Source organism: Lysobacter terrae (assembly GCF_054782215.1).
In genome coordinates this window covers 1,540,035-1,559,425 of sequence record NZ_BAAGSX010000001.1, presented here as the reverse complement: position 1 = coordinate 1,559,425, position 19,391 = coordinate 1,540,035, and the positions used below count along the sequence as shown (strand labels likewise).

Genomic DNA, 19,391 nt, shown 5'->3' with positions numbered 1-19,391 from the left:
CAAGCGGGCCTTCTGACTCGTGGGGATTGTCGTGCCCAACCCGTGAACTGACTTCCGGCTCAAGCCCGCTGTGCTAGCTTGAATTTCGTCGCCGCCTTCCCCTGGGAGTGAGTGGCTCATGCTGGTGAACGATCAGTTGGCGGTGCGCTGCCGCGGCCTGACCAAGCACTATGGCGAAGGCGAGGCGGAGGTGGCCGCGCTGCGCGGAGTCGATCTCGACGTCCGCCTGGGCGAGCTGTTGATGCTGGTAGGGCCGTCCGGCTGCGGCAAGACCACCCTGGTGTCCATCATCACCACGATTCTCGGCGCGGACGGCGGGGAGTGCGAAGTGCTCGGCCACGATGTTCGCGGCATGCAGGAAGGCGAGCGCGCGCGGTTGCGCAATCAGGCGATCGGCATCGTCTTCCAGGCCTTCAATCTGCTGCCGGCCCTGTCTGCGCTGGACAACGTGGCCGTGCCGCTGCTGCTGGCGAACATCGCCCGCTCGGAGGCCGAGGCACAGGCGCGCGGCATCCTCGATGCGGTCGGATTGGGGGCGCGACACGAGGCATTGCCGGCGCGTCTGAGCGGCGGCGAAAACCAGCGCGTCGCGATCGCGCGGGCGCTCGTGCGCAATCCCAAACTGGTCGTCTGTGACGAGCCGACCAGCAACCTCGACGCCAGCACGGGGCATGCGGTGATGGAAATGCTCCGCGCCATTGCCACGGCGCCGGACCGCGCCTTGCTGGTGGTGACGCACGACAACCGGATCTTCGACTTCGCCGATCGGATCGCGCGCATGGAGGACGGGCGTGTGGTCGAGATGATCGACAACACCGGGCGGGGGAGGGCGACGTGAATCGCATGCGCCTGCTGGTGGGACTGGCGATTACAGGCGCGGTGATCGCGGCGCTCGCCGTGATCGACACCAATCGCGCGCCGGCGACGGTGACCACCCCGTTGTCCGCCGTGCCGCCTCCGTTCGCTTCCTATGTCGTCGGCACCGGCATCACCGAAAACCGGCGCGGTAACGTGGCCGTCGGCACCGCCACGGCGGGCGTGGTCCAGGCCATCGAAGTGCAGGTAGGCGACACGGTCGCCGCGGGGCAGCCATTGTTCCGCATCGACGATCGCGACCTGCGCGCACGCCGTGTGGTCGCACAGGCCAGTCTGCGCGAGGCCGAGGCCGCCGTCGCCAAACCTCGGCACCGGCTCGGCTATCTCACCCGCGCGCATGCGCTGGACCCGGCCGACATCAGTGCGGAAACGCTGAGCAGTGCGCGCGACGATCTGGCCGCAGCCGAATCGGCCGTGGCGGCGGCGCGTGCGAGCGAGGCGCAGATCGGCGCCGATCTCGAACGCCTCGTCGTTCGCGCGCCCGGCGCGGGCCGGGTGCTGCAGGTCAACACGCGGGTCGGTGAGTTCGCCGAAAGTGGTCCGGCCCAGCCGTTGATCCTGCTCGGCGACGACAGCCGCATGTTCCTGCGCGTCGACATCGACGAGAACGATGCCTGGCGCTTTCGCCCGCAGGCGAGGGCGCGCGCGGTCGTGCGTGGCAACCCGCGGCTTTCCGTGCCGCTGCGGTACGAATACACCGAGCCCTATGTCACCCCGAAAACTTCGTTGACCGGACAGAGCACCGAACGTCCGGACCAGCGCGTGCTGCAGGTCATCTATAGCTTCGAACGCGGCGCACTGCCGCTCTACCTCGGTCAACAGATGGACGCGTACATCGAAGCGCCGCCGCTTCCGCAGGATCGCGCCGACCGCGGGCCACGCTGATGTTCCGCATCGCCCTGAACATGCTCGCAGCGGACCGCGCCAAGTTCGCGGGGCTGTTGTTCGGCATCGCATTTACTTCGTTCCTGGTCACGTTCGCCGCGTCGTACTTCTGCGGCTTCATGACCCGTGGCTTTTCCCTGATCGCCGAGAATCCCAGCGTCGATGTCTGGGTGATGGACCCGGCGGTGGAGTCGGCCGAGCAGACGATCAATCTGCCGACCTCGGCGTGGTATCGGGTGCGCAGCGTCGACGGCGTCCAATCTGCGGCGCCGCTTGCACTGGGCAGCGTGGATGCGCGGTTTCCGAACGGCCGCTTCCAGAACTTCCAGGTGATCGGTGTGGAGGATGCGACGCTGGCCGGCGCGCCGAAGCTGGGTGCGCCGGGCGAACTGCGCTCGCGCGATGCCGTGATCGTCGATGCCGGCGGTACGGTCGGCAAGTTGCAGACGTCGATATTGGCCCGTGATCGCTGGCCGCACGACGGCGCGCATCTGGACATTCCTACGCGCGAGCTCGCCGGCGGCGACGAACTGCTCGTCAACGATCAGCTGGTGCGCGTACTCGGCCGCGCCGACGGGTTGCCACGCTTCCCGCCGCGGCCGTTGCTGTACACCACCTTCTCCAACGCAGCGCGGATATTGCCTGCCGAGCCGCATCGGCTCACCTTCGTGATGGCGAAGGCGGCTGCAGGTGTCGCTCCCGACGAGCTCGCGGAACGTATCGCCCGTCGCACCGGGCTGCGCGCGCGTTCCAGTGCGCAATTCAAGGCCGACACCGTGCGCTGGTTCCTGATCAACTCCGAGGACGTGGGCGACATCGCCGCAATGTTGACGCTGGCAATGACGATGGGCTTCGGCGTCACCGGCGTCATGCTCTTCATGTTCACCTACGAACGCCAGGCGCAGTACGCTGTGCTGAAGGCGCTGGGCGCGACGTCTTCGACGCTGGTTCGCATGGTGTTGGCGCAGGCCGCGGTGTGCGCGCTGATCGGCACCGGGTTGGGTCTGGGTTTATGCGGTATTGCCGGCGAAGTCGTGCTGCGGCTGGGGTTCCCGTTCCGGATGATGTGGTTCACCCCGCTGCTGGGCATCCTTGGCGTGCTGTTGGTCTGCGCGGCGGCGGCGTTGATCAGCTTGCGACCGGTGATGAAGCTGCAGCCAGCTGTCGTGTTCGCTGGCCGTTGAGGTATTCCTCTTCGACAGCGGGCCGCGGCCGCGGAAAAAGAAAAGGGCCGCTTGCGCGGCCCTTGAATCGTGGTGGAGCGGAGGAGGATCGAACTCCCGACCTTCGCATTGCGAACGCGACGCTCTCCCAGCTGAGCTACCGCCCCACGAAGGCTGCAAAGTCTACCGGCCGGAGTAGGGCGGCGCTAGTCCTGCGTGGCCAGCAGCGGGGCGAGGGCGGGTTCCAGCGCCTGGCGGCGCCAGCCGGCGAGGGCGTTGGGCCAGCGGCCGTCGTCGTCGAGCAGGGCCTGCAGCCAGCGGCGCGAGGCCAGTACGCCGTCGGGCAGGCCCAGTTCGGCGCTGCGTTTGCTGACGGCGTCCTGCAGTTTTTTCAGGCGTTGCTTGTCGCGGGTTTCGCCGACGCTGGCATCGGGCGCTTCGTCTTCGTCCGCCAGCGGCGTGGTCAGCGCTTGCCAGATCGCATCGCCGAGTTTGCGCGGCGCCTTGGGGTGCGCGTCGAGTTGCGCCTGCAGTGCGCGGCGATCGACGGGTGGGGTGCGCGCGATCGCGACCGCCAGTTCATTGTCGAGAATCCAGCCGCGCGGCCGGTCGTTGTCGCGCGCATAGGTCTCGCGCCAGCGCAGCAGGCGGACCAGCCGGCGCTGCGACTGGGCATCGAGAAACTGCGCGCTGCGCATCGACAAGTGCGGCCAGCGTTCGGGGCCTTCGTTCTCGGCATTGACGACGGTGCGCGTTGCGTCCTCGGCCAGCCATTCGCGACGGCCGAGTTGGTCCAGCATGCCGTCGAGCACGTCGTGCATGGCGGCGAGGTAGCGCACGTCGTCGGCGGCGTATTCGAGTTGTGAAGCGGACAAGGGGCGGCGCAGCCAGTCCGAACGGGTTTCGCCCTTGGCCAGGGTGATGCCGGTGAGTTGCTCGACCAGCCGCTGGTAACCCACGCCGGCACCGATGCCGGCGAGCGCCGCGGCCTGCTGCGTGTCGAACAAGGGCTTGGGCACCACGCCGCAGGCGTGGCGGAAGGCGACGAGGTCCTCGCTGGGGCTGTGCATCACCTTGAGGATCGCTTCATTGGCCAGGATCGGCGCCAGCGCGGCGTTCATGCCGGGCACCAGCGGATCGATCAGCAGGACCTGCGGCTCGCCGTCGCGGGTTTCCAGCGCGATCTGCACCAGCGCCAGTTGCGGCCAGTAGGTGCGTTCGCGAATGAATTCGGTGTCGAGACCGATGCGGACGGGGACGTGGGCGAAGTGCGCCTGCAGCGCGGCGGGGTCGGATATCCATACATGCATGGCACGCAGGATAGGACAGGTTGCCGCGGCGGGCGACAATGGCCTACTTTCGTCGCGGCAGAAGGGAGTTGCACGGCTTGAAGAAGTGGCCAGCTTCGAACTCGACAGGGCGCGCGCTGCGCACCACGGCCTGCGCCATGGGCGTCGGCGCCGCGCTGCTCCTGGGCCTGTCCGGTTGCGGCCGCAAGCAGGCCGGCCAGGACAAGGCCGAGGCGCGCGTGCCGCTGGTGACCATCGGCGCGGAGCAATCGGTTTCACCGGTGCCGCCCTGGCGCGCGCCGGTCATCGAGGTCACCGACGCCAACACCGCCGCCTTGCGCAAGCATGCCGGCGAAGCGCTGAAAGCCGGGCGCCTCTTCGGCGGCGACAACGAAGCCCAGGCCGCCATTCCGCTGTATCTCGCCCTGCAGAAGCACGCGCCGACGGACGCGCGCATCGCGGCCGGCCTCGATGTCGCGGTGGATGCGCTGCTGGACCAAGGACGCGCGGCGCTCGTCGCCATCGACGACGAGCCGCAGGAATTGCGCCATGCGCACGAAGTCGCCGCGGTCGCGCGCGTGGTCGCGCCGGCCGATGCGCGTGTGGAGGCGTTCCTCGATCGTCTCGACCGGGCCGATGAGGCGGCGCAGGCGAATCGCCTCGGCGAGGAGACGCTGCGCGCGGGCCGGCTCGGCGAAAACGGGGAGGTCAACGGCGCCATCGCCTACTTCCGCGAGGCCCTGAAGACGCGCCCCGGCGACAGCCGCGCGCGGCAGGGATTGGCGGCCATCGAAAGCGCGCTCATCCGCCGCGCGGAAGCCGCCGCCGATGGCGACGACTACGACAGCGCCACGTACTGGCTGGAGCAGGCGGGGAGCGTGCGTCCGGGCTTCGCGACCGTCACCGATGCGCGCGAACGCATCGCCATGCAGCGTGTGGTGCGGGTCAACGGCCTGCGCGACCAGGGCATTGCCGAACTGGGTACGCCTAGTGCCGCCGCGCTGCGCCGGGCGCGGGAGCGGCTAGGGCAACTGCTGCGCATCGCCGCCCCCGCCGATCCGGCCGTGGCGGAGCTGCGCACGCGGATCGAAACGGCGGCGCACTACGGCTTGTTCCGTCCGGGCGAGGCCTTCACCGATGCGCTCGCCAATGGCGGGCGCGGGCCGCGCATGGTGGTCATTCCGCACGGCGCCTTCCGCATGGGCGCGCCGGAAGAGGAAGCCGACTCCGCCGACGCAGAGCGTCCGCTGCGCAACATCCGCTTCGAGCGCGGCATCGCGGTGTCGCGTACGGAGATCACGGTGGGCGAGTTCCGCCGCTTCGTCGACGCGACGCGCTATCGAGCGCGCTCGACGCGGCGCGGCTACTCGACCATCTACGACGAGCGCAGCGGCAACTTCACGCGCGCCGGCAACGTCGATTGGCGCGACGACTACGTCGGGCGCCCGGCGGCGGACACCATGCCGGTGCTGCACGTGAGCGCGCGCGATGCGGCCCACTACGCGGAATGGCTGTCGCAGCAGACCGGACAGCGTTACCGCCTGCCGAGCGAAGCCGAGTTCGAATACATGCTGCGCGCCGGCAGCGCATCGCGCTACCCGTGGGGCGAGGGCGCGCCGGCGCAGGGTGCCGGCAACTTCACCGGCGCCCGTGATGTCTCGCCGAATGGACGCCGCTGGAGCAATGCCTTCCCCGGTTACGGCGACGGCGCCTGGGGGCCTGCTGCGGTCGGCAGTTACCAGCCCAATCGCTGGGGCGTGCACGACCTGACGGGAAATGTCAGCGAGTGGGTCGACGATTGCTGGCACAGTAACTTCCGCCGCGCACCGCGGGACGGCCGGCCCTGGGTCAATCCGGGCTGCCGCAACCAGGTGGTCCGCGGCGGGTCCTGGGCGAGCTCGCCGGCGCAAACGCGTTCGGCCTGGCGTCAGGGCACCGACGTCAACAACACGAGCGCCCGGGTAGGGTTCCGCGTGGTGCGGGACATCTGAAGGTCGCGCGACGTAATTTTCACGCCACACGGAGATGACGATGCGAGTTGATCCCTTGGGCAATCAGCAGGGCGCGCCGCAGCGCCGCGGATTCGGGCTCGGCGGCATCCGCTGGTGGATCCTGATTCTTTTCGCCGGCTATGCCGCGTGGTCGTGGTTCGGCAGTGCGCAGACCGATCCCTATACCGGCGAAACCGCGCACTACGGCGCCTCGCCCGAGGAAGAGGTCGAACTTGGCGCGCAGGCCTACCAGCAGGTGCAGAGCGACGCGGCCGCGCAAGGCGCGCTGCTGCCGCCGGATTCGCAGGTGAGCCGGCAGATCCGCGAGATCGCCAGCCGCCTGGTGAACCGCGTCCCGCAGGTCACCAGCGACCTGGCCGCGATGAACCAGCAGCAGGCGCCCACGGGCTACCAGAACTTCCAGTGGGACGTGAGCGTCATCCAGTCGGACGAAGCCAATGCGTTCTGCCTGCCGGGCGGGAAGATGGCGGTCTACACCGGGCTGCTGCCGATCGCCAAGAACGAGAACGCGATGGCCGTGGTCATGGGCCACGAGATCGCGCACGCGCTGCTGCGCCACGGCTCGCAGCGCATGGCGCAGCAGAAGCTGGTGCAGATGGGGCAGATGGCGGCCGGGGTGGCCCTGGGCGGCATGGACCCGCAGCAGCAGCGGGCGGTGATGGGCGCACTCGGCGCGGGCGCGCAGTACGGGTTCATCCTGCCGTATGGCCGCAATCATGAGACCCAGGCCGACAAGGTCGGGCTGATGCTGGCCGCCGCGGCCTGCTACGACCCGCGCGAAGCGATTCCGTTGTGGGAGCGCATGGAGGAGCTGGGCGGTGGACAGCGGCCGCCCGAGTTCGCCTCGACCCACCCGGATCCGGCCAACCGCATTCAGACGCTGCAATCGCTGATGCCGACGGCGATCGCGTTCTATTCGAAGTACTGCCCGGGGCAGCCGCCGTTGAAGTGATCGGCTCGCGCGGCGCGCAGGCAACAAAAAAGCCGGGGCGATCCCCGGCTTTTTTCGTGGGCGCTGCGATCAGCGCTTGGTTTCGGCTTTGGGCTTGGTCGGGTTGGTGGTGGTCCCGATGCTGCCGGCCATGTTCTGCTGGAATTCCTTCCACATCTGCAGGTTGCGCTCGGTGAGCTGGTTCATCATCGCCCACGGGGTCTGCCCGAGCATGCCGCCGATCTGGGTGCGGAACTGCTGCTGCTGGTCGAGGAACAGCTGCATCGAGCGCTCCAGGTAGTTGCCCATGAAGCCCTGCAGCGAGTCGCCGTAGAAACGGATGATCTGGCTGAGCAGCTGGGTGGACAGCACCGGCTCGCCATCGGATTCGTGCTCGGCGATGATCTGCAGCAGCACCTGGCGGGTCAGGTCGTCGCCGGACTTGGCGTCGCGGACTTCGAAATCCTCGCCGTCGACGATGAGCTGGCGCACATCCTCGATCGTGATGTAGCTGGAGATCTCGGTGTCGTAGAGACGACGGTTGGGATACTTCTTGATGATGCGGATCGAACTCATCGAGCACTGACTCTAAAGCGTGATGCTGCGCAGCATGGCGCAGGGGCGGTTGGCTTGCAACTCGCCCGGGGCAGTGCCGTCAGTCATGGCCTGACTGGTTGATTTTGGCGGGACTGCGGAGCTTTTGTGCGCAGCAATTCCGTAGCTGGCGGCGCTAGAAGCCACAGTCTTGACGCTCGCGGTAGCGCTGCCCGCCGGGATGGGGGTGGCGGAGAGCGGACCATGGATGGTCCGCGGCCCGACTAAAGGCAGGACTGCCGTCCGGAGGGTCGCAGCCACCCCCATCCTGGCGGGCAGCGCGTCCCTCCGAAGCCGACAAGCCTCGCGTGTGCGCTTGCTTACGGGCGGCAGGCGGCGCCGGCGGGCATGCGTGACACGCCGTGAATCCGTCCATGGAGGCTTGTCAGCGGCATCCATGCCGCTGACAGTCACGCCTGCCCACCGGCACCACCTGCCGCACACACATCTTGGTGCGTCGGAAAAAGGCAAAGCAAAGCGGGAGGAAGCGCGTGCGGTTTACCAGCCCATGTACTGGCCGCCGTTGGCCGAGAGGTTGGCGCCGGTGATCCAGCCGGCCTCGTCGGGGACGAAGAACGCGACCGCGTAGGCGATTTCGTCGGGCATGCCGAGCCGGCCCGTCGGGATCTGGGTGATGATCTTGTTGCGCACGTCTTCCGGCACGGCCATGACCATGTCGGTGGCGATGTAGCCCGGGCAGACCGTATTCACGGTGATGCCGAACCTCGCGTTCTCCTGCGCCAGCGAAATGGTGAAGCCGTGCATGCCGGCCTTGGCGGCGGCGTAGTTGGCCTGGCCGTACTGGCCCTTCTGGCCGTTGATCGAACTGATCTGCACGACGCGGCCCCACTTGCGGTCGCGCATGCCTTCGATCACCGGGCGGGTGACGTTGAAGCAGGAATTGAGGTTGGTGCCGATCACCTCGTTCCACTGCTGCGCGCTCATGCGGTGGAAAGTGGTGTCGCGGGTGATGCCGGCGTTGTTGACCAGGATCTCGACCGGGCCGAGCAGGCGTTCGACCTCACGCACCATCGCTTCGGCTTCCTCCGCCGAGGACACGTCGCCGGCGGCGAGCGCTACGTCGAAGCCTTCGGCACGCATCTGTTCCTGCCAGGCGCGGGCTTTTTCCTCGTTGCGGTAGTTGGTGGCGACCCGATGGCCCATGCCGGCCAGACGTTTGACGATCGCGGTACCGATGCCGCCGGTGCCACCGGTCACGAGTGCGATGCGTGATTGCATTTGTTTCTCCATGAATGCGTGTCGGGGAAGCCCGTCAGCATTCTATGAAGCAAATATGAAACCTGTGTTGTGCGCTGCGGCGAGCGTGATGCGCTGGCTGTGGGGAACGCGAGCGGGGTCGAAACACGCCTGCGCCGCCTGCAGCCAGTGGGCGGCATCGGCCGCATCTTCCACCGCTGCGGCGTCCTGCCCGAGCGCGAGCCAGGCCGCGTGCAGAGCGGGCAACGGGGCGTGCGGATCGATCGGCAGCGACGCCTCGGATTTGGACAGCTTGCGGCCCGCCGCATCCACGACCAGCGGCAGGTGCGCATAGCGCGGCGTCGGCAAGCCGAGCGCGCGCTGCAGGACGATCTGCCGCGGCGTCGAGTCGAGCAGATCCGCGCCGCGCACCACGTCGGTCATGGCTTGCGCGCCATCGTCGACGACCACGGCGAGCTGGTACGCCCAATAGCCTTCGGTTCGCCGCAGCACGAAGTCGCCGACTTCGCTCGACACGTCCTGCTGCTGTGGGCCCTGCAGCGCGTCCTCGAACTCGACGACGGTCCCGTCCGGCACGCGCAGGCGGATGGCGGGATCCGGACGCCGGGCCTTGGCGATGCACTTGCGATGCACGCCGCCGCTGGCGGCCAGATCGGTGCGACTGCAGTGGCATTCGAAGGCCAGCCCGTCGTCGAGCAGCCGCCGCAGCGCGGCTTCGTAGAGCTCGCTGCGCTGGCTCTGGTAGACGACCGGTTCGTCGGAGTGCAGTCCGAATGCAGCCAGGGCCTGCAGTTGCCGTTGCGAGGCGCCTGCCACTTCCCGCGGCGGGTCGACATCCTCGACCCGCACCAGCCAGCGACCGCCCGCGTGCCGCGCCAACAGCCAGCTGCCGACGGCCGCGAGCAGCGAGCCGAAATGCAGGTCGCCGGTGGGCGAGGGGGCGAAGCGTCCGCGGTAGGTAGGTGTTTCGGTGCGGCTCATGGAAAAAGAATAGGAGAGGTCTACTCCCCGTAACGACAGCTTGGGTAAAGCATTCAGCTTGAATTCCCGCCGAGCCTGCCACATCTTCGTTCCGAAACCACCATCCGCGCTTCGGTGCGCAAAAGGTTCTTTCCATGTTCAAGCGCGTTGCGTTGTTCCTCGCCACCAATCTGGCCGTGCTGGTATTGCTCGGCATCGTCATGTCGGTGGTGCAGGTCTTCTTCCCCCGCATCCATATCGGCAACCAGGGCGGGCTGCTGGTGATAGCGGCCATCTTCGGCTTCGGTGGCTCGATCATCTCTCTGCTGATGTCGAAGTGGATCGCCAAGCGCAGCACCGGCGCCTACGTGATCGAACAGCCACGCAACGAAGCGGAGCAGTGGCTGCTGACCACCGTCCACCGCCAGGCCGAGCGCGCCGGCATCGGCAAGCCCGAAGTCGCCATCTACGACGCCCCCGAGATCAACGCCTTCGCCACCGGCGCCAACCGCAACAACGCCCTGGTCGCCGTGTCGACCGGCTTGCTGCGTGCGATGAGCCGCGATGAAGCCGAAGCCGTGCTCGGCCACGAAGTCAGCCACGTCGCCAACGGCGACATGGTGACCATGGCGCTGATCCAGGGCGTGCTCAACACCTTCGTGATCGTGCTCTCGCGCGTGGTCGGCCGGATCATCGACGGCTTCCTCAGCGGCAACCGCGAAGGCAGCGGCGGCGGCATCGGTTACTTCGTGACCGTGATGGTGCTCGATGTGATCTTCGGCCTGTTCGCGAGCATGATTGCGATGGGCTTCTCGCGCTATCGCGAGTTCCGCGCGGATGCCGGCGGCGCCAACCTCGCCGGCCGCGACAAGATGATCGCGGCGCTGCGTCGACTGTCGCAGACCTACGGCCACAGCACGCTGCCGAACCAGATCCAGGCGTTCGGCATCAGCGGCGCGGTGGGGCATGGTCTGCGCCGCCTGATGATGAGCCATCCGCCGCTGGAAGAGCGCATCGCCGCCCTGCAGCGCGCGGCGTAACGCAGCCAGGCGCAGACACGAAAAAGCCCGCCATCGGCGGGCTTTTTTTTCCAACACGCCGAGATGTGTGAGGGGAGCGTCGGCTTCGGTAGGACGCGCTACCCGACGGGACGGGGGTGCTCCGCCCCTCCGGACGGCATCCCTGCCTTTAGTCGGGGCCGCGGACCATCCTGGTCCGCTCTCCGCACCCCCATCCCATCGGGCAGCGCTTATCGCGAGCGTGCAGAGCGCCGCTTCGGCGCCAGAGCCCTTCTTCTCCCCGCGCGCAGGGAGAAGATGCCCGAAGGGCAGATGAGGGGAGGCGAGCGCAGCGAGTTGCTTTGCTCTTTCGTAGACGCGTCCGAGATGTGTGGAGGGCAGGCGGTGCCGGTGGGCAGGCGTGACTGTCAGCGGCATGGATGCCGCTGACAAGCCTCCATGGACGGATTCACGGCGTGTCGCGACTGCCCACCGGCGCCGACTGCCCGTGCCGGGATCGCGCCGCCACGACCCCTCACCCTGCTTCGCTGCGCGAAGCTGTCCCTCGCTCTGCCCCCGGCCCTCGCGCATAGCGCGAGGGCGTTCAGGCGTGCACGCGCCAGTGGCGCGTGAGCGCACGCCTTCACCCCGCTCGCGGGGCGAGGGATCCGCTGGTGCGGCTACACGCTTTGATCGAGCTCAGCCGAACTCGTAGTCCATCTCCGGTCCGGCCGGAGCGAGGAAGTGGCCTTGCGCGTAATCGATGCCGGCACCGAACAACGTCGTCATGCTGCCCGCATCCTGCACGTGCTCGGCAATGGTCTGCTTGCCCAGCTCCTGCGCCTTCGCCGCGAACTCGCGCACCCGCGCTTGATGCTCCGCACTCGTGCCCAATTCCTTGATGAAGGAACGGTCGATCTTGATGAAGCTGGCGTCGAAGTGGGTCAGCAACTGGAAGGGGTTGAGGCCGATGCCGAACTGCTCCAGGCCTACGCGCACGCCGTACTGCGCGACGCCGGCCTGGAACTGCTGCGCCGCGCGCAGGTGGGTGAAGACCTTGGATTCGGGGATCTGCAGGACCAGCAGGCGGCCGTCGACGCCGTGGAGCTTCAGCTGCTCGCCGATGTACTGGACCAGACTTTCGTCCTGCAGCGAGGCCTGGGTGATCTTCACCATCAGGCGCGTGCGGCGGTTGAGGCGCTGGCGGTCGGCGATCAGGCGAATCGAACGGCCCACGACCCAACGGTCGATCTCGCCGAGCAGTCCGTGTTCCTCAGCGATCGGCAGGAAGGTGAGCGGCTGCACCAGGCCGCCGTCTTCGCCGCGCAGGCGCAGCAGCGTCTCGTATATCTCGTCCGGCGTGCCATGCAGGGGCACCAGCGGCTGGAAGTGGATGACGAACTGGTCGTTGGCGATGGCTTCGCGGATGCGCGTGACCCACGCGGCGACTCGCTCGAGCTCGGCGCGATCGGTGGCGCTGGGATCGTAGAGTTCGCTGCGATTGCCGCCCACGCCGATCGTCGACTGCAGGCCCTGCGCCGCCTTGCCCAGGATGGCCGGAACGTTGGCGATCCTTTCGCCGATCTGCACGCCGCCGATGCTGAGGGTGACGTTGAGCGAATGATTGCGCACCGGGATCACCGAATCGGCGAAGGCCATGCGCAACGATTCGGCCAGCTTCTGCGTCTGCGTGTAGTCGGTATTGCGGGTGAGCACGGCGAACTGGTGCTCGCCGAAGCGGGCCACCACGTCGTCCGCTGATACCGTCGAGCGCAGGCGCTCGGCCACGGCGGCGACCAGGTAGTCGGCCGCGTCCAGGCCGATTTCCTGCAGCAAACGGCTGTAGTGGTCCGGCTCGATCAGCAGCAGGCCCGCCGGCGTGGCCTTGGCGGCGGTTTCGGCGACGGCGTCTTCCAGCGCGCGCAGGAAGGTCTGGCGATTGAGCAGGCCGGTGACCTGATCCATCTGGCGCAGCCGCTCCAGTTCCTCCGCTGCCTTCGGATCGAATACTTCTTCCTGCTTGCGCAGCACGACCTGCAGGCAGTTCTCGCCTTCGTAGGTCGCCGGGGTGAATTCCATCACGGCAGGGAAATGATCGCCCTCCATGGTGACCGCCTCGGTCTCGTAGCGCGGCGGCGGCGTTTCGCCCTTGGATAGCTGCTTGAGCAGCTTCTTGAATTCCTCGACCTTCTTCGGCGACACCAGGTCGAGCAGCGACATGCCTTCGATGTCCTCGAAGGACTCGAAGCCGAACATCTCCAGGTAGGCGACGTTCGCGCGGATATGCATGCCTTCGTGGATGTAGGCGATCGGGTCGCGCGAGGAATCGATCAGCGCGTCGCAGCGGCGCTCGATCTCGCGCATCTGCGCTTCCAGGCGGCGATAGGAGCGGCGGGCTTCCAGGTCGACCCATTCGGAGCGCACGGCGCTCAGGATGTGGTCCATGTGTTCGCGTAAGGCGACGCCGCGCGCGCCCTTGGCGGTCAGCGTGAGCAGTGTGGTTTCGTCGATCGCGTTGACCAGGACCAGCACGGGCAGGTCCTTGCCGCTGGCATCGACCTTCTCCATCACCCGGGCCAGGGGCACGCTGTTGGCGTTCTGCGCGGCGAGGACGACGTCCTGCGGCTGGGATTCGATCAGGGACTGGAACTCGTCCTCGTTTTCCGGGCGCGACGGACGCACCGCGATGCCTGCATTACGCAGGCCGCTGACAATGGCTTCGGCGGCCTCGACGCTGTCGTCGACGACCAGCAGCCGCAGAGCCGTGTCTTTGCCGAATTGCATTCCCCATCCCTCCGAGCGCGTCGGCTCTCTAGTTTCCTCCCGAGAGCCACCGTGATCCGGGTTTATGACATGAAGGCGCGGCTGACGTCCATGTCCGGATCCGTCCGATGTGGCGTGTTCGACAGTTCGCTTGGGTCCTGACGGCATGCGATGCGAGGCAACAGCGGGCGCTCTGTGCGGGCGTCCATAAGCTCTAACGGCCTAAGGCGGGTCACAGCGGACGTTTGCCGGGATCGCCTTTCACCTCGCGTACCAGGCGCGGCACCAGGTAGCCTGACAGCCGCGCCGCGAGTGCCGCGTGGAGGGCGCGGGCCTCGTCGTCGCCGACCTCGAAATGGGCCGAGCCCTGGACCCGATCCAACTGATGCAGGTAGTAGGGCAGCACGCCGGCGGCGAAGACCCGTTCGCTCAGCGCCGCCAGGGCGTCGACCGAGTCGTTGACCCCGCGCAGCAGCACCGCCTGGTTGAGCAGGGTCGCGCCGGCATCGCGCAGCGCCGCACAGGCGGCGGCCATGTGTGCATCGATCTCGTTGGCGTGGTTGGCGTGCAGGACGACGGTCACCGGCCAGGGCAGGGCACGCAGCCAGGCGAGCAGGGGGGCGTCGACGCGCTCCGGGAGCACGACCGGCAGGCGGGTATGGACGCGCAGGCGCTTGAGGTGCGGCACGTCGGCGAGCGCATCGGTCAGTTCCGCGAGCTTGGCCGTCGACAGCGACCAAGGGTCGCCACCCGACAGGATCACCTCATCGATGGAGGTATCCGCGCGGATCAGCGCCACCGCCTCGCGCCACTGGCCGGCCGCGGCGGTTTCGCCGGCGTAGTCGAAATGGCGGCGGAAGCAGTAGCGGCAATGGACCGCGCAGCTCCCGGTCGCGACCAGCAGCGCGCGTCCCTGGTATTTGCGGATTACCCCGTCGGCCGCCTTGGCCGCGCCGTCGCCGACCGCGTCCAGGCTGAAGCCCGGCCTGGGCTGCATTTCCTCATCGAGCGGCAGCACCTGCCGCAGCAGCGGGTCATGGGGATCGCCGTGGCGCATCCGGGCGACGAAGCCGCGCGGAACCCGCAGCGCGAACTGCGCCGCCGCGGCGTCCGAGACCTGCAGCGCTGCGTCGCCCAGCCCGAGGAGGGCCAGCAATTCGCGCGGATCGCGGATCGCCTCGCGCCATAGCTGCTGCCAGCGGGCCGGGGATGCGGAGTCCGAAGAGGGGGCTTGGTGCCTGAGGGCGGGGGCAGCAGGTATCATGTCGGATCGCGTTTTTCCGGCGCCGCCGACCATTCGTGCAGCGCAGCCCGCCATTTTAGCCGTCCGCCGCCTCGTGGCGGCATGGCAGCGAATACGCTCCGGACGCGTCCACCCGCATTCAGTCACCTACAAGTCACTTCAGGAGTTTCATCCATGGCCAGCCTGGGCATGAACGACGTCAAGACCGGACAGAAGATCCTGGTCAACAACGACCCGTGCATCATCACCGAGACCGAGTACGTCAAGCCGGGCAAGGGCCAAGCCTTCACCCGCATCAAGTACCGCAGCATCAAGTCGGGCCGCGTGGTCGAAATGACCATGAAGGCGACCGACAGCGTGGAGCAGGCGGACGTGGTCGACACCGACATGCAGTTCCTCTACGCCGACGGCGAGTACTGGCACTTCATGAACCAGGAGTCTTTCGAGCAGGTCCAGGCCGACAAGGCCGGCATGGGCGGCGCCGAGAAGTGGCTGAAGGGCGAGGAAGAGTGCGTGGTGACGCTGTGGAACGGCACCCCGATCGCCGTGCAGCCGCCGAACTTCGTCGAACTCAAGATCGTCGAGACCGATCCGGGCGTGCGCGGCGACACCTCGGGCGGCGGCGGCAAGCCGGCGACGCTGGAAACCGGCGCCGTGGTCCGCGTGCCGCTGTTCGTCGGCCAGGAAGAGATCATCAAGGTCGACACGCGTTCGGGCGAGTACGTTTCGCGCGTGAAGTGACGCAATGGCGCGTTCGCGCGTAGCGCGGACGCCTTTGCCATTGCGTCATCCCCGCGAAGGCGGGGATCCAGTGACTAGCAATCGAGAAAAGGAATGACCGATCGAATCCCCGAAGCCTGCGACCTCCTCATCGAAGCCGGCTTCGTGGTTCCGGTCGAACCGCACGGCGTGGTTCTGGAGAATCACGCCGTCGCCATTCGCGATGGCGTGATCGTCGACCTGTTGCCCCTCCATGAGGCGCGGCTGCGCTACGAGGCGCGGGAAATCGTTTCGCGGCCCGACAGCGCCCTGATTCCCGGCCTGGTCAACGCGCATACGCACAACCCGATGACGCTGCTGCGCGGCGTCGCCGACGATCTGCCGCTGATGGAATGGCTGCAGGGCCACATCTGGCCGATCGAAGGCGCGGTGATCGGTCCCGAATTCGTCGCCGACGGCATTTCCCTGGCGATCGCCGAGATGCTGCGCGGCGGCACCACCTGCGCTAACGAGAACTACTTCTTCCCCGACGTGCAGGCGGCGGTCTACAAGCAGCACGGTTTCCGTGCGCGCGTGGGCCTGCCGATCATCGATTTCCCCACGGCCTGGGCGAAGTCTTCCGATGAGTACTTCGATCGCGCCACCGAAGTGCACGATGAGTGGCGCCACGATCCGCTCGTGGCCACCACCTTCGCGCCGCATGCGCCGTACACCGTGAGCGACGAGAACTTCGAGCGCATCCGCATGCTCGCCGACCAGCTCGACGTGCCGGTGCATCTGCACACGCACGAGACCGCGCATGAAGTCGTCGAGTCGCGCGAAAAGCACGGCCAGCGCCCGCTCGCCCGCCTGGACCGACTAGGCCTGGTCAACGACCGCCTCATCGCCGTGCACATGACCCAGCTCACCGACGCCGAGATCGCGCTGTGCGCGCAGCGCGGCGTGAGCGTGGTGCATTGCCCGGAGTCGAACCTGAAGCTGGCGTCGGGCTTCTGCCCGATTGGCAAGCTGCAGAAAGCCGGCGTGAACATCGCCATCGGCACCGACGGCTGCGCGAGCAACAACGATCTGGACATGTTCGGCGAAACCCGCACCGCGGCGCTGCTGGCCAAGGCGGTCGCCGAGGATGCTTCCGCATTCGACGCCGCCAGCGCCTTGCGCGCGGCGACGCTGGGCGGCGCGAAGGCGCTCGGTTTCGACGCACAGATCGGCTCGATCGCCGCCGGCAAGCAGGCCGACCTGGCCTGCATCGATCTGGGGCAGTTGGAAACGCAGCCCTTGCACCACGTCATTTCGCAGCTCGTCTACGCCGTCGGCCGCCATCAGGTCAGCGACGTGTGGATCGCCGGCAAGGCGAAGCTGCGCGAGCGCGTGCTGGTCGACATCGACCCCGATGCGCTGGTCGCCAACGCGCGGCAGTGGCGCAATCGCATCGCGACGATCCGCCTTTCGTAAACCGGTGAGTTCATGAGCGCAGCAGCTTCGAGCAACGACAACTTCAGCCAGGCCGAACTCGACAAGTTCGGCGCGCTGGCGCAACGCTGGTGGGACCCGGAAGGTCCGCAGAAGGCGCTGCATGCCTTGAACCCGGCACGCCTGGGTTACGTGGCCGACCGCGTGAAGCTGCAGGGCGCGCGCGTGCTTGACGTGGGTTGCGGCGCCGGCTTGTTGAGCGAAGCGCTGGCACGCAATGGCGCGCAGGTCGCGGCCTTGGATCTCGCGCCCGAGCTGATCAAGGTCGCCAAGCTGCACCGCCTGGAAAGCGGCATCGACGTCGATTACCGTCTGCAGTCCGCCGAGTCGCTGGCGCAGGAGATGCCCGGCCAGTTCGATGCGGTCACGTGCATGGAAATGCTGGAGCACGTACCCGATCCGGCGGCTATCGTGCAGGCCTGCGCGACACTGCTGAAGCCCGGCGGACGCCTGTTCCTGTCCACGCTCAACCGCACGCCGGCGGCATTCGCGCTGGCGATCGTCGGCGCCGAATACGTCGCCCGCCTCCTGCCCAAGGGCACGCATCAGTACCGCGATTTCATCAAGCCGTCCGAACTCGCCGCCTGGCTGCGCGCCGCCGGCCTGCAACTGGAAGACGTCAGCGGCCTGATGTACGAGCCGTGGCGCAACGCCGCCCGGGTGATTTCGCGTACGGACGTGAATTACCTGGCGTGCGCCCGCCGCTGATCCGAAGCTCCGACATGGCTCGCGCCGCGCGCGCGGCTGATAGCAATCACTTCCCAGCGCTCTCCACATGCACCCATCCCGCTTCCCCAAAGCCGCCCTGTTCGATCTCGACGGCACACTCGTCGACAGCGCGCCCGACTTCATCGCCGTGATCAATCGCATGCGCGCCGACCGCGGTCGCGGTGCGATGGCGTTGGCCGATCTGCGTCCGGTGGTGTCCAAGGGCGCGCGGGCGATGCTCGGCGCCGGGTTTCCCGATGTCGCCGCCGGCGAACGCGAATCCTGGGTGCAGGAATTCCTCGATCTGTACGAAGCCGAGCTGGGCCTGCACGGCAAGCCCTTCGACGGCGTCGAAAGCATGCTCGCCGCGCTGGAAGCGAACGGCACGCCCTGGGGCATCGTCACCAACAAGCCCGAATACCTGGCGCGCAAGCTGATGCCGCTGCTGGGCTGGGAGTCGCGCTGCGCGGTGCTGATCGGCGGCGACACGCTGCCGGTGCGCAAGCCCGATCCATTGCCGCTGCTGCACGCGGCACAGGCGATCGGCATCGCCGCGGACGACTGCGTCTACGTGGGCGACGACGAGCGCGACATCATCGCCGCGCGCGCTGCCGGCATGCCGTCGGTGGTCGCGTTGTGGGGTTATCGACTGCACGAAGACGACCCGTTCGCCTGGCAGGGCGATGTGCTGATCCACACGCCCGCCGAGCTGTGCGAAAGCAGGACCTGGCCCGGCGTCCGCGCCTAGGCTCGCCGGCATGAGCGATCGGGAGGCCATCGAGAGTTTCATCGGCAAATGGCGCGCGCGCTGGCCGGAATGGTCGGTCGCGGAAGTTTTCGTGCCGCACTCGCAACGCGAGCTGGCGTTGGCGTGGATGGCGTTGCAACAGGAACTCACCGACGCGGCGTGGGGCGGCAGCGACCCGCGTCCTGGCGAGGCGAAACTGGGCTGGTGGATGGAGGAGCTGCAGGGCTGGGCACGTGGCGCGCGCCGCCATCCGCTCGGTGCGGTGCTGCAAAAGCATTCCTCCGCGTGGCCCTTGCTCGTGGCCTCTCTGCCGTCGTTGCGGGAAAGTCGCGAGCGTCCTATCGACGCCGCCGACGCGCGCGCACAATTGCGCGACTTCAGCGCAGCGGTTGCCGCCATCGAACAGACGCTGTTCGGCGGCGGCGCGGCCGAGCCCCTCGTCGTCGCGAGCTTGCTGCACCTCCGCCTGGCGCATCATCCCGCCGCCGCCGCGCCGTTGCAGGTGCTGGCGCAGGTCGGTGAAGAGGGCGCCCTCGCGGAATGGACCCGCCTGTTGGTGGACCCGGTGAAGACGCCCGCGGACGCCGCGCGACCGCGCCGACTGCTCGCCGGCCTGGCCCAGGCACGCCTGCGGCGGGGCCAGCCCGTCCAGCCCGTACCGGCCATTCAGGCGCTTTGGGCCGCATGGCGGGCGGCGCGCGGTTGAAGATTCAATGCCGCAATCCCGAATCGATCCGTTCTGCCCGCAGCAAGGGGCCATGACGGCGAGCCCGGTAGAATGCCGCGACCGCGAAAGCCGTGAGACCTGTT

At 67.8% G+C, this 19,391-nt stretch carries 16 protein-coding genes, 1 tRNA gene and 1 pseudogene; 11 read left to right on the top strand and 7 right to left on the bottom strand.

Annotated features, from left to right (window positions below; all coding sequences use genetic code 11):
• Window positions 1-118: 118 nt before the first annotated feature.
• From ACYVJ8_RS07235 to ACYVJ8_RS07225, 3 genes are read left to right on the top strand one after another with little or no spacing between them, the layout of a single operon-like run.
• Window positions 119-838 (top strand): ABC transporter ATP-binding protein, encoded by a 720-nt coding sequence (locus ACYVJ8_RS07235; protein WP_460710687.1) that lies wholly within the window; start codon window positions 119-121, stop codon window positions 836-838.
• Between the two features lie 5 nt (window positions 839-843).
• Window positions 844-1,761 carry an efflux RND transporter periplasmic adaptor subunit gene (locus ACYVJ8_RS07230; protein ID WP_460711099.1) on the top strand — a complete coding sequence of 306 codons (918 nt, stop codon included), beginning with the start codon at window positions 844-846 and terminating at the stop codon, window positions 1,759-1,761.
• Window positions 1,761-2,945, top strand: coding sequence for an ABC transporter permease (locus ACYVJ8_RS07225; RefSeq protein ID WP_460710685.1), 1,185 nt, complete (start codon window positions 1,761-1,763; stop codon window positions 2,943-2,945). Before ACYVJ8_RS07230 ends, ACYVJ8_RS07225 begins: the two co-directional genes overlap by 1 nt.
• Before the next feature lie 70 nt (window positions 2,946-3,015).
• On the opposite strand, the gene ACYVJ8_RS07220 is transcribed toward ACYVJ8_RS07225, so the two are convergent.
• Window positions 3,016-3,091, bottom strand: a tRNA-Ala gene (locus ACYVJ8_RS07220).
• A 39-nt stretch (window positions 3,092-3,130) separates the two neighbouring features.
• Window positions 3,131-4,234, bottom strand: a complete 1,104-nt coding sequence (gene rnd, locus ACYVJ8_RS07215) for a ribonuclease D (RefSeq protein WP_460710683.1) — start codon at window positions 4,232-4,234, stop codon at window positions 3,131-3,133.
• A gap of 77 nt (window positions 4,235-4,311) precedes the next feature.
• On the opposite strand from rnd, the gene ACYVJ8_RS07210 reads away from it, so the two are divergent.
• Window positions 4,312-6,204 carry a formylglycine-generating enzyme family protein gene (locus ACYVJ8_RS07210; protein WP_460710681.1) on the top strand — a complete coding sequence of 631 codons (1,893 nt, stop codon included), beginning with the start codon at window positions 4,312-4,314 and terminating at the stop codon, window positions 6,202-6,204.
• Between the two features lie 40 nt (window positions 6,205-6,244).
• Complete coding sequence (locus ACYVJ8_RS07205) at window positions 6,245-7,177, top strand: M48 family metallopeptidase (protein ID WP_460710679.1); 933 nt, start codon at window positions 6,245-6,247, stop codon at window positions 7,175-7,177.
• Window positions 7,178-7,267: 90 nt separating this feature from the next.
• Here ACYVJ8_RS07205 and phaR read toward each other — a convergent pair.
• The 3 genes and pseudogenes from phaR to gluQRS all read right to left on the bottom strand — a co-directional run.
• Window positions 7,268-7,775: pseudogene (gene phaR, locus ACYVJ8_RS07200) on the bottom strand (polyhydroxyalkanoate synthesis repressor PhaR); the annotation flags it as partial.
• A 473-nt stretch (window positions 7,776-8,248) separates the two neighbouring features.
• Entirely contained in the window at window positions 8,249-8,989 is a 741-nt protein-coding gene (gene phbB / locus ACYVJ8_RS07195; protein ID WP_460710677.1) for an acetoacetyl-CoA reductase, read from the bottom strand.
• A gap of 42 nt (window positions 8,990-9,031) precedes the next feature.
• The gene (gene gluQRS / locus ACYVJ8_RS07190) at window positions 9,032-9,949 is read right to left on the bottom strand and encodes a tRNA glutamyl-Q(34) synthetase GluQRS (protein WP_460710675.1); all 918 of its coding nucleotides are present in this window, start codon (window positions 9,947-9,949) and stop codon (window positions 9,032-9,034) included.
• A gap of 134 nt (window positions 9,950-10,083) precedes the next feature.
• Between gluQRS and htpX the strand changes: the two genes are divergently transcribed.
• Window positions 10,084-10,968 carry a protease HtpX gene (gene htpX, locus ACYVJ8_RS07185; RefSeq protein WP_460710673.1) on the top strand — a complete coding sequence of 295 codons (885 nt, stop codon included), beginning with the start codon at window positions 10,084-10,086 and terminating at the stop codon, window positions 10,966-10,968.
• Between the two features lie 657 nt (window positions 10,969-11,625).
• Here htpX and ACYVJ8_RS07180 read toward each other — a convergent pair.
• Window positions 11,626-13,710: an EAL domain-containing protein gene (locus tag ACYVJ8_RS07180; RefSeq protein ID WP_460710671.1), complete on the bottom strand. Its 2,085-nt coding sequence runs from the start codon at window positions 13,708-13,710 to the stop codon at window positions 11,626-11,628.
• 211 nt (window positions 13,711-13,921) lie between these two features.
• Window positions 13,922-14,953 (bottom strand): EF-P beta-lysylation protein EpmB, encoded by a 1,032-nt coding sequence (gene epmB / locus ACYVJ8_RS07175; RefSeq protein ID WP_460711097.1) that lies wholly within the window; start codon window positions 14,951-14,953, stop codon window positions 13,922-13,924.
• Between the two features lie 153 nt (window positions 14,954-15,106).
• Between epmB and efp the strand changes: the two genes are divergently transcribed.
• The 5 genes from efp to ACYVJ8_RS07150 all read left to right on the top strand — a co-directional run bounded on the left by efp (window position 15,107) and on the right by ACYVJ8_RS07150 (window position 19,287).
• Window positions 15,107-15,673, top strand: a complete 567-nt coding sequence (gene efp / locus ACYVJ8_RS07170) for an elongation factor P (RefSeq protein WP_460710669.1) — start codon at window positions 15,107-15,109, stop codon at window positions 15,671-15,673.
• A 93-nt stretch (window positions 15,674-15,766) separates the two neighbouring features.
• Entirely contained in the window at window positions 15,767-17,107 is a 1,341-nt protein-coding gene (locus ACYVJ8_RS07165; RefSeq protein ID WP_460710667.1) for a TRZ/ATZ family hydrolase, read from the top strand.
• Window positions 17,108-17,119: 12 nt separating this feature from the next.
• The gene (gene ubiG / locus ACYVJ8_RS07160) at window positions 17,120-17,833 is read left to right on the top strand and encodes a bifunctional 2-polyprenyl-6-hydroxyphenol methylase/3-demethylubiquinol 3-O-methyltransferase UbiG (RefSeq protein WP_460710665.1); all 714 of its coding nucleotides are present in this window, start codon (window positions 17,120-17,122) and stop codon (window positions 17,831-17,833) included.
• Window positions 17,834-17,900: 67 nt separating this feature from the next.
• A complete protein-coding gene (locus tag ACYVJ8_RS07155) occupies window positions 17,901-18,581 on the top strand; it encodes a phosphoglycolate phosphatase (RefSeq protein ID WP_460710663.1) in 681 nt (226 codons plus the stop codon).
• 10 nt (window positions 18,582-18,591) lie between these two features.
• Window positions 18,592-19,287, top strand: a complete 696-nt coding sequence (locus tag ACYVJ8_RS07150; protein ID WP_460710661.1) for a phytoene/squalene synthase family protein — start codon at window positions 18,592-18,594, stop codon at window positions 19,285-19,287.
• Window positions 19,288-19,391 lie beyond the last annotated feature (104 nt).

What these genes read in the sequence shown, in the direction of transcription:
- ACYVJ8_RS07235 (WP_460710687.1), top strand. Translation starts at nt 119, where the DNA reads ATGCTGGTGAACGATCAGTTGGCGGTGCGCTGCCGCGGCCTGACCAAG.
- ACYVJ8_RS07230 (WP_460711099.1), top strand. Translation starts at nt 844, where the DNA reads ATGCGCCTGCTGGTGGGACTGGCGATTACAGGCGCGGTGATCGCGGCG.
- ACYVJ8_RS07225 (WP_460710685.1), top strand. Translation starts at nt 1,761, where the DNA reads ATGTTCCGCATCGCCCTGAACATGCTCGCAGCGGACCGCGCCAAGTTC.
- rnd (WP_460710683.1), bottom strand. Translation starts at nt 4,234, where the DNA reads ATGCATGTATGGATATCCGACCCCGCCGCGCTGCAGGCGCACTTCGCC.
- ACYVJ8_RS07205 (WP_460710679.1), top strand. Translation starts at nt 6,245, where the DNA reads ATGCGAGTTGATCCCTTGGGCAATCAGCAGGGCGCGCCGCAGCGCCGC.
- phbB (WP_460710677.1), bottom strand. Translation starts at nt 8,989, where the DNA reads ATGCAATCACGCATCGCACTCGTGACCGGTGGCACCGGCGGCATCGGT.
- gluQRS (WP_460710675.1), bottom strand. Translation starts at nt 9,949, where the DNA reads ATGAGCCGCACCGAAACACCTACCTACCGCGGACGCTTCGCCCCCTCG.
- htpX (WP_460710673.1), top strand. Translation starts at nt 10,084, where the DNA reads ATGTTCAAGCGCGTTGCGTTGTTCCTCGCCACCAATCTGGCCGTGCTG.
- ACYVJ8_RS07180 (WP_460710671.1), bottom strand. Translation starts at nt 13,710, where the DNA reads ATGCAATTCGGCAAAGACACGGCTCTGCGGCTGCTGGTCGTCGACGAC.
- epmB (WP_460711097.1), bottom strand. Translation starts at nt 14,953, where the DNA reads ATGATACCTGCTGCCCCCGCCCTCAGGCACCAAGCCCCCTCTTCGGAC.
- efp (WP_460710669.1), top strand. Translation starts at nt 15,107, where the DNA reads ATGGCCAGCCTGGGCATGAACGACGTCAAGACCGGACAGAAGATCCTG.
- ACYVJ8_RS07165 (WP_460710667.1), top strand. Translation starts at nt 15,767, where the DNA reads ATGACCGATCGAATCCCCGAAGCCTGCGACCTCCTCATCGAAGCCGGC.
- ubiG (WP_460710665.1), top strand. Translation starts at nt 17,120, where the DNA reads ATGAGCGCAGCAGCTTCGAGCAACGACAACTTCAGCCAGGCCGAACTC.
- ACYVJ8_RS07155 (WP_460710663.1), top strand. Translation starts at nt 17,901, where the DNA reads ATGCACCCATCCCGCTTCCCCAAAGCCGCCCTGTTCGATCTCGACGGC.
- ACYVJ8_RS07150 (WP_460710661.1), top strand. Translation starts at nt 18,592, where the DNA reads ATGAGCGATCGGGAGGCCATCGAGAGTTTCATCGGCAAATGGCGCGCG.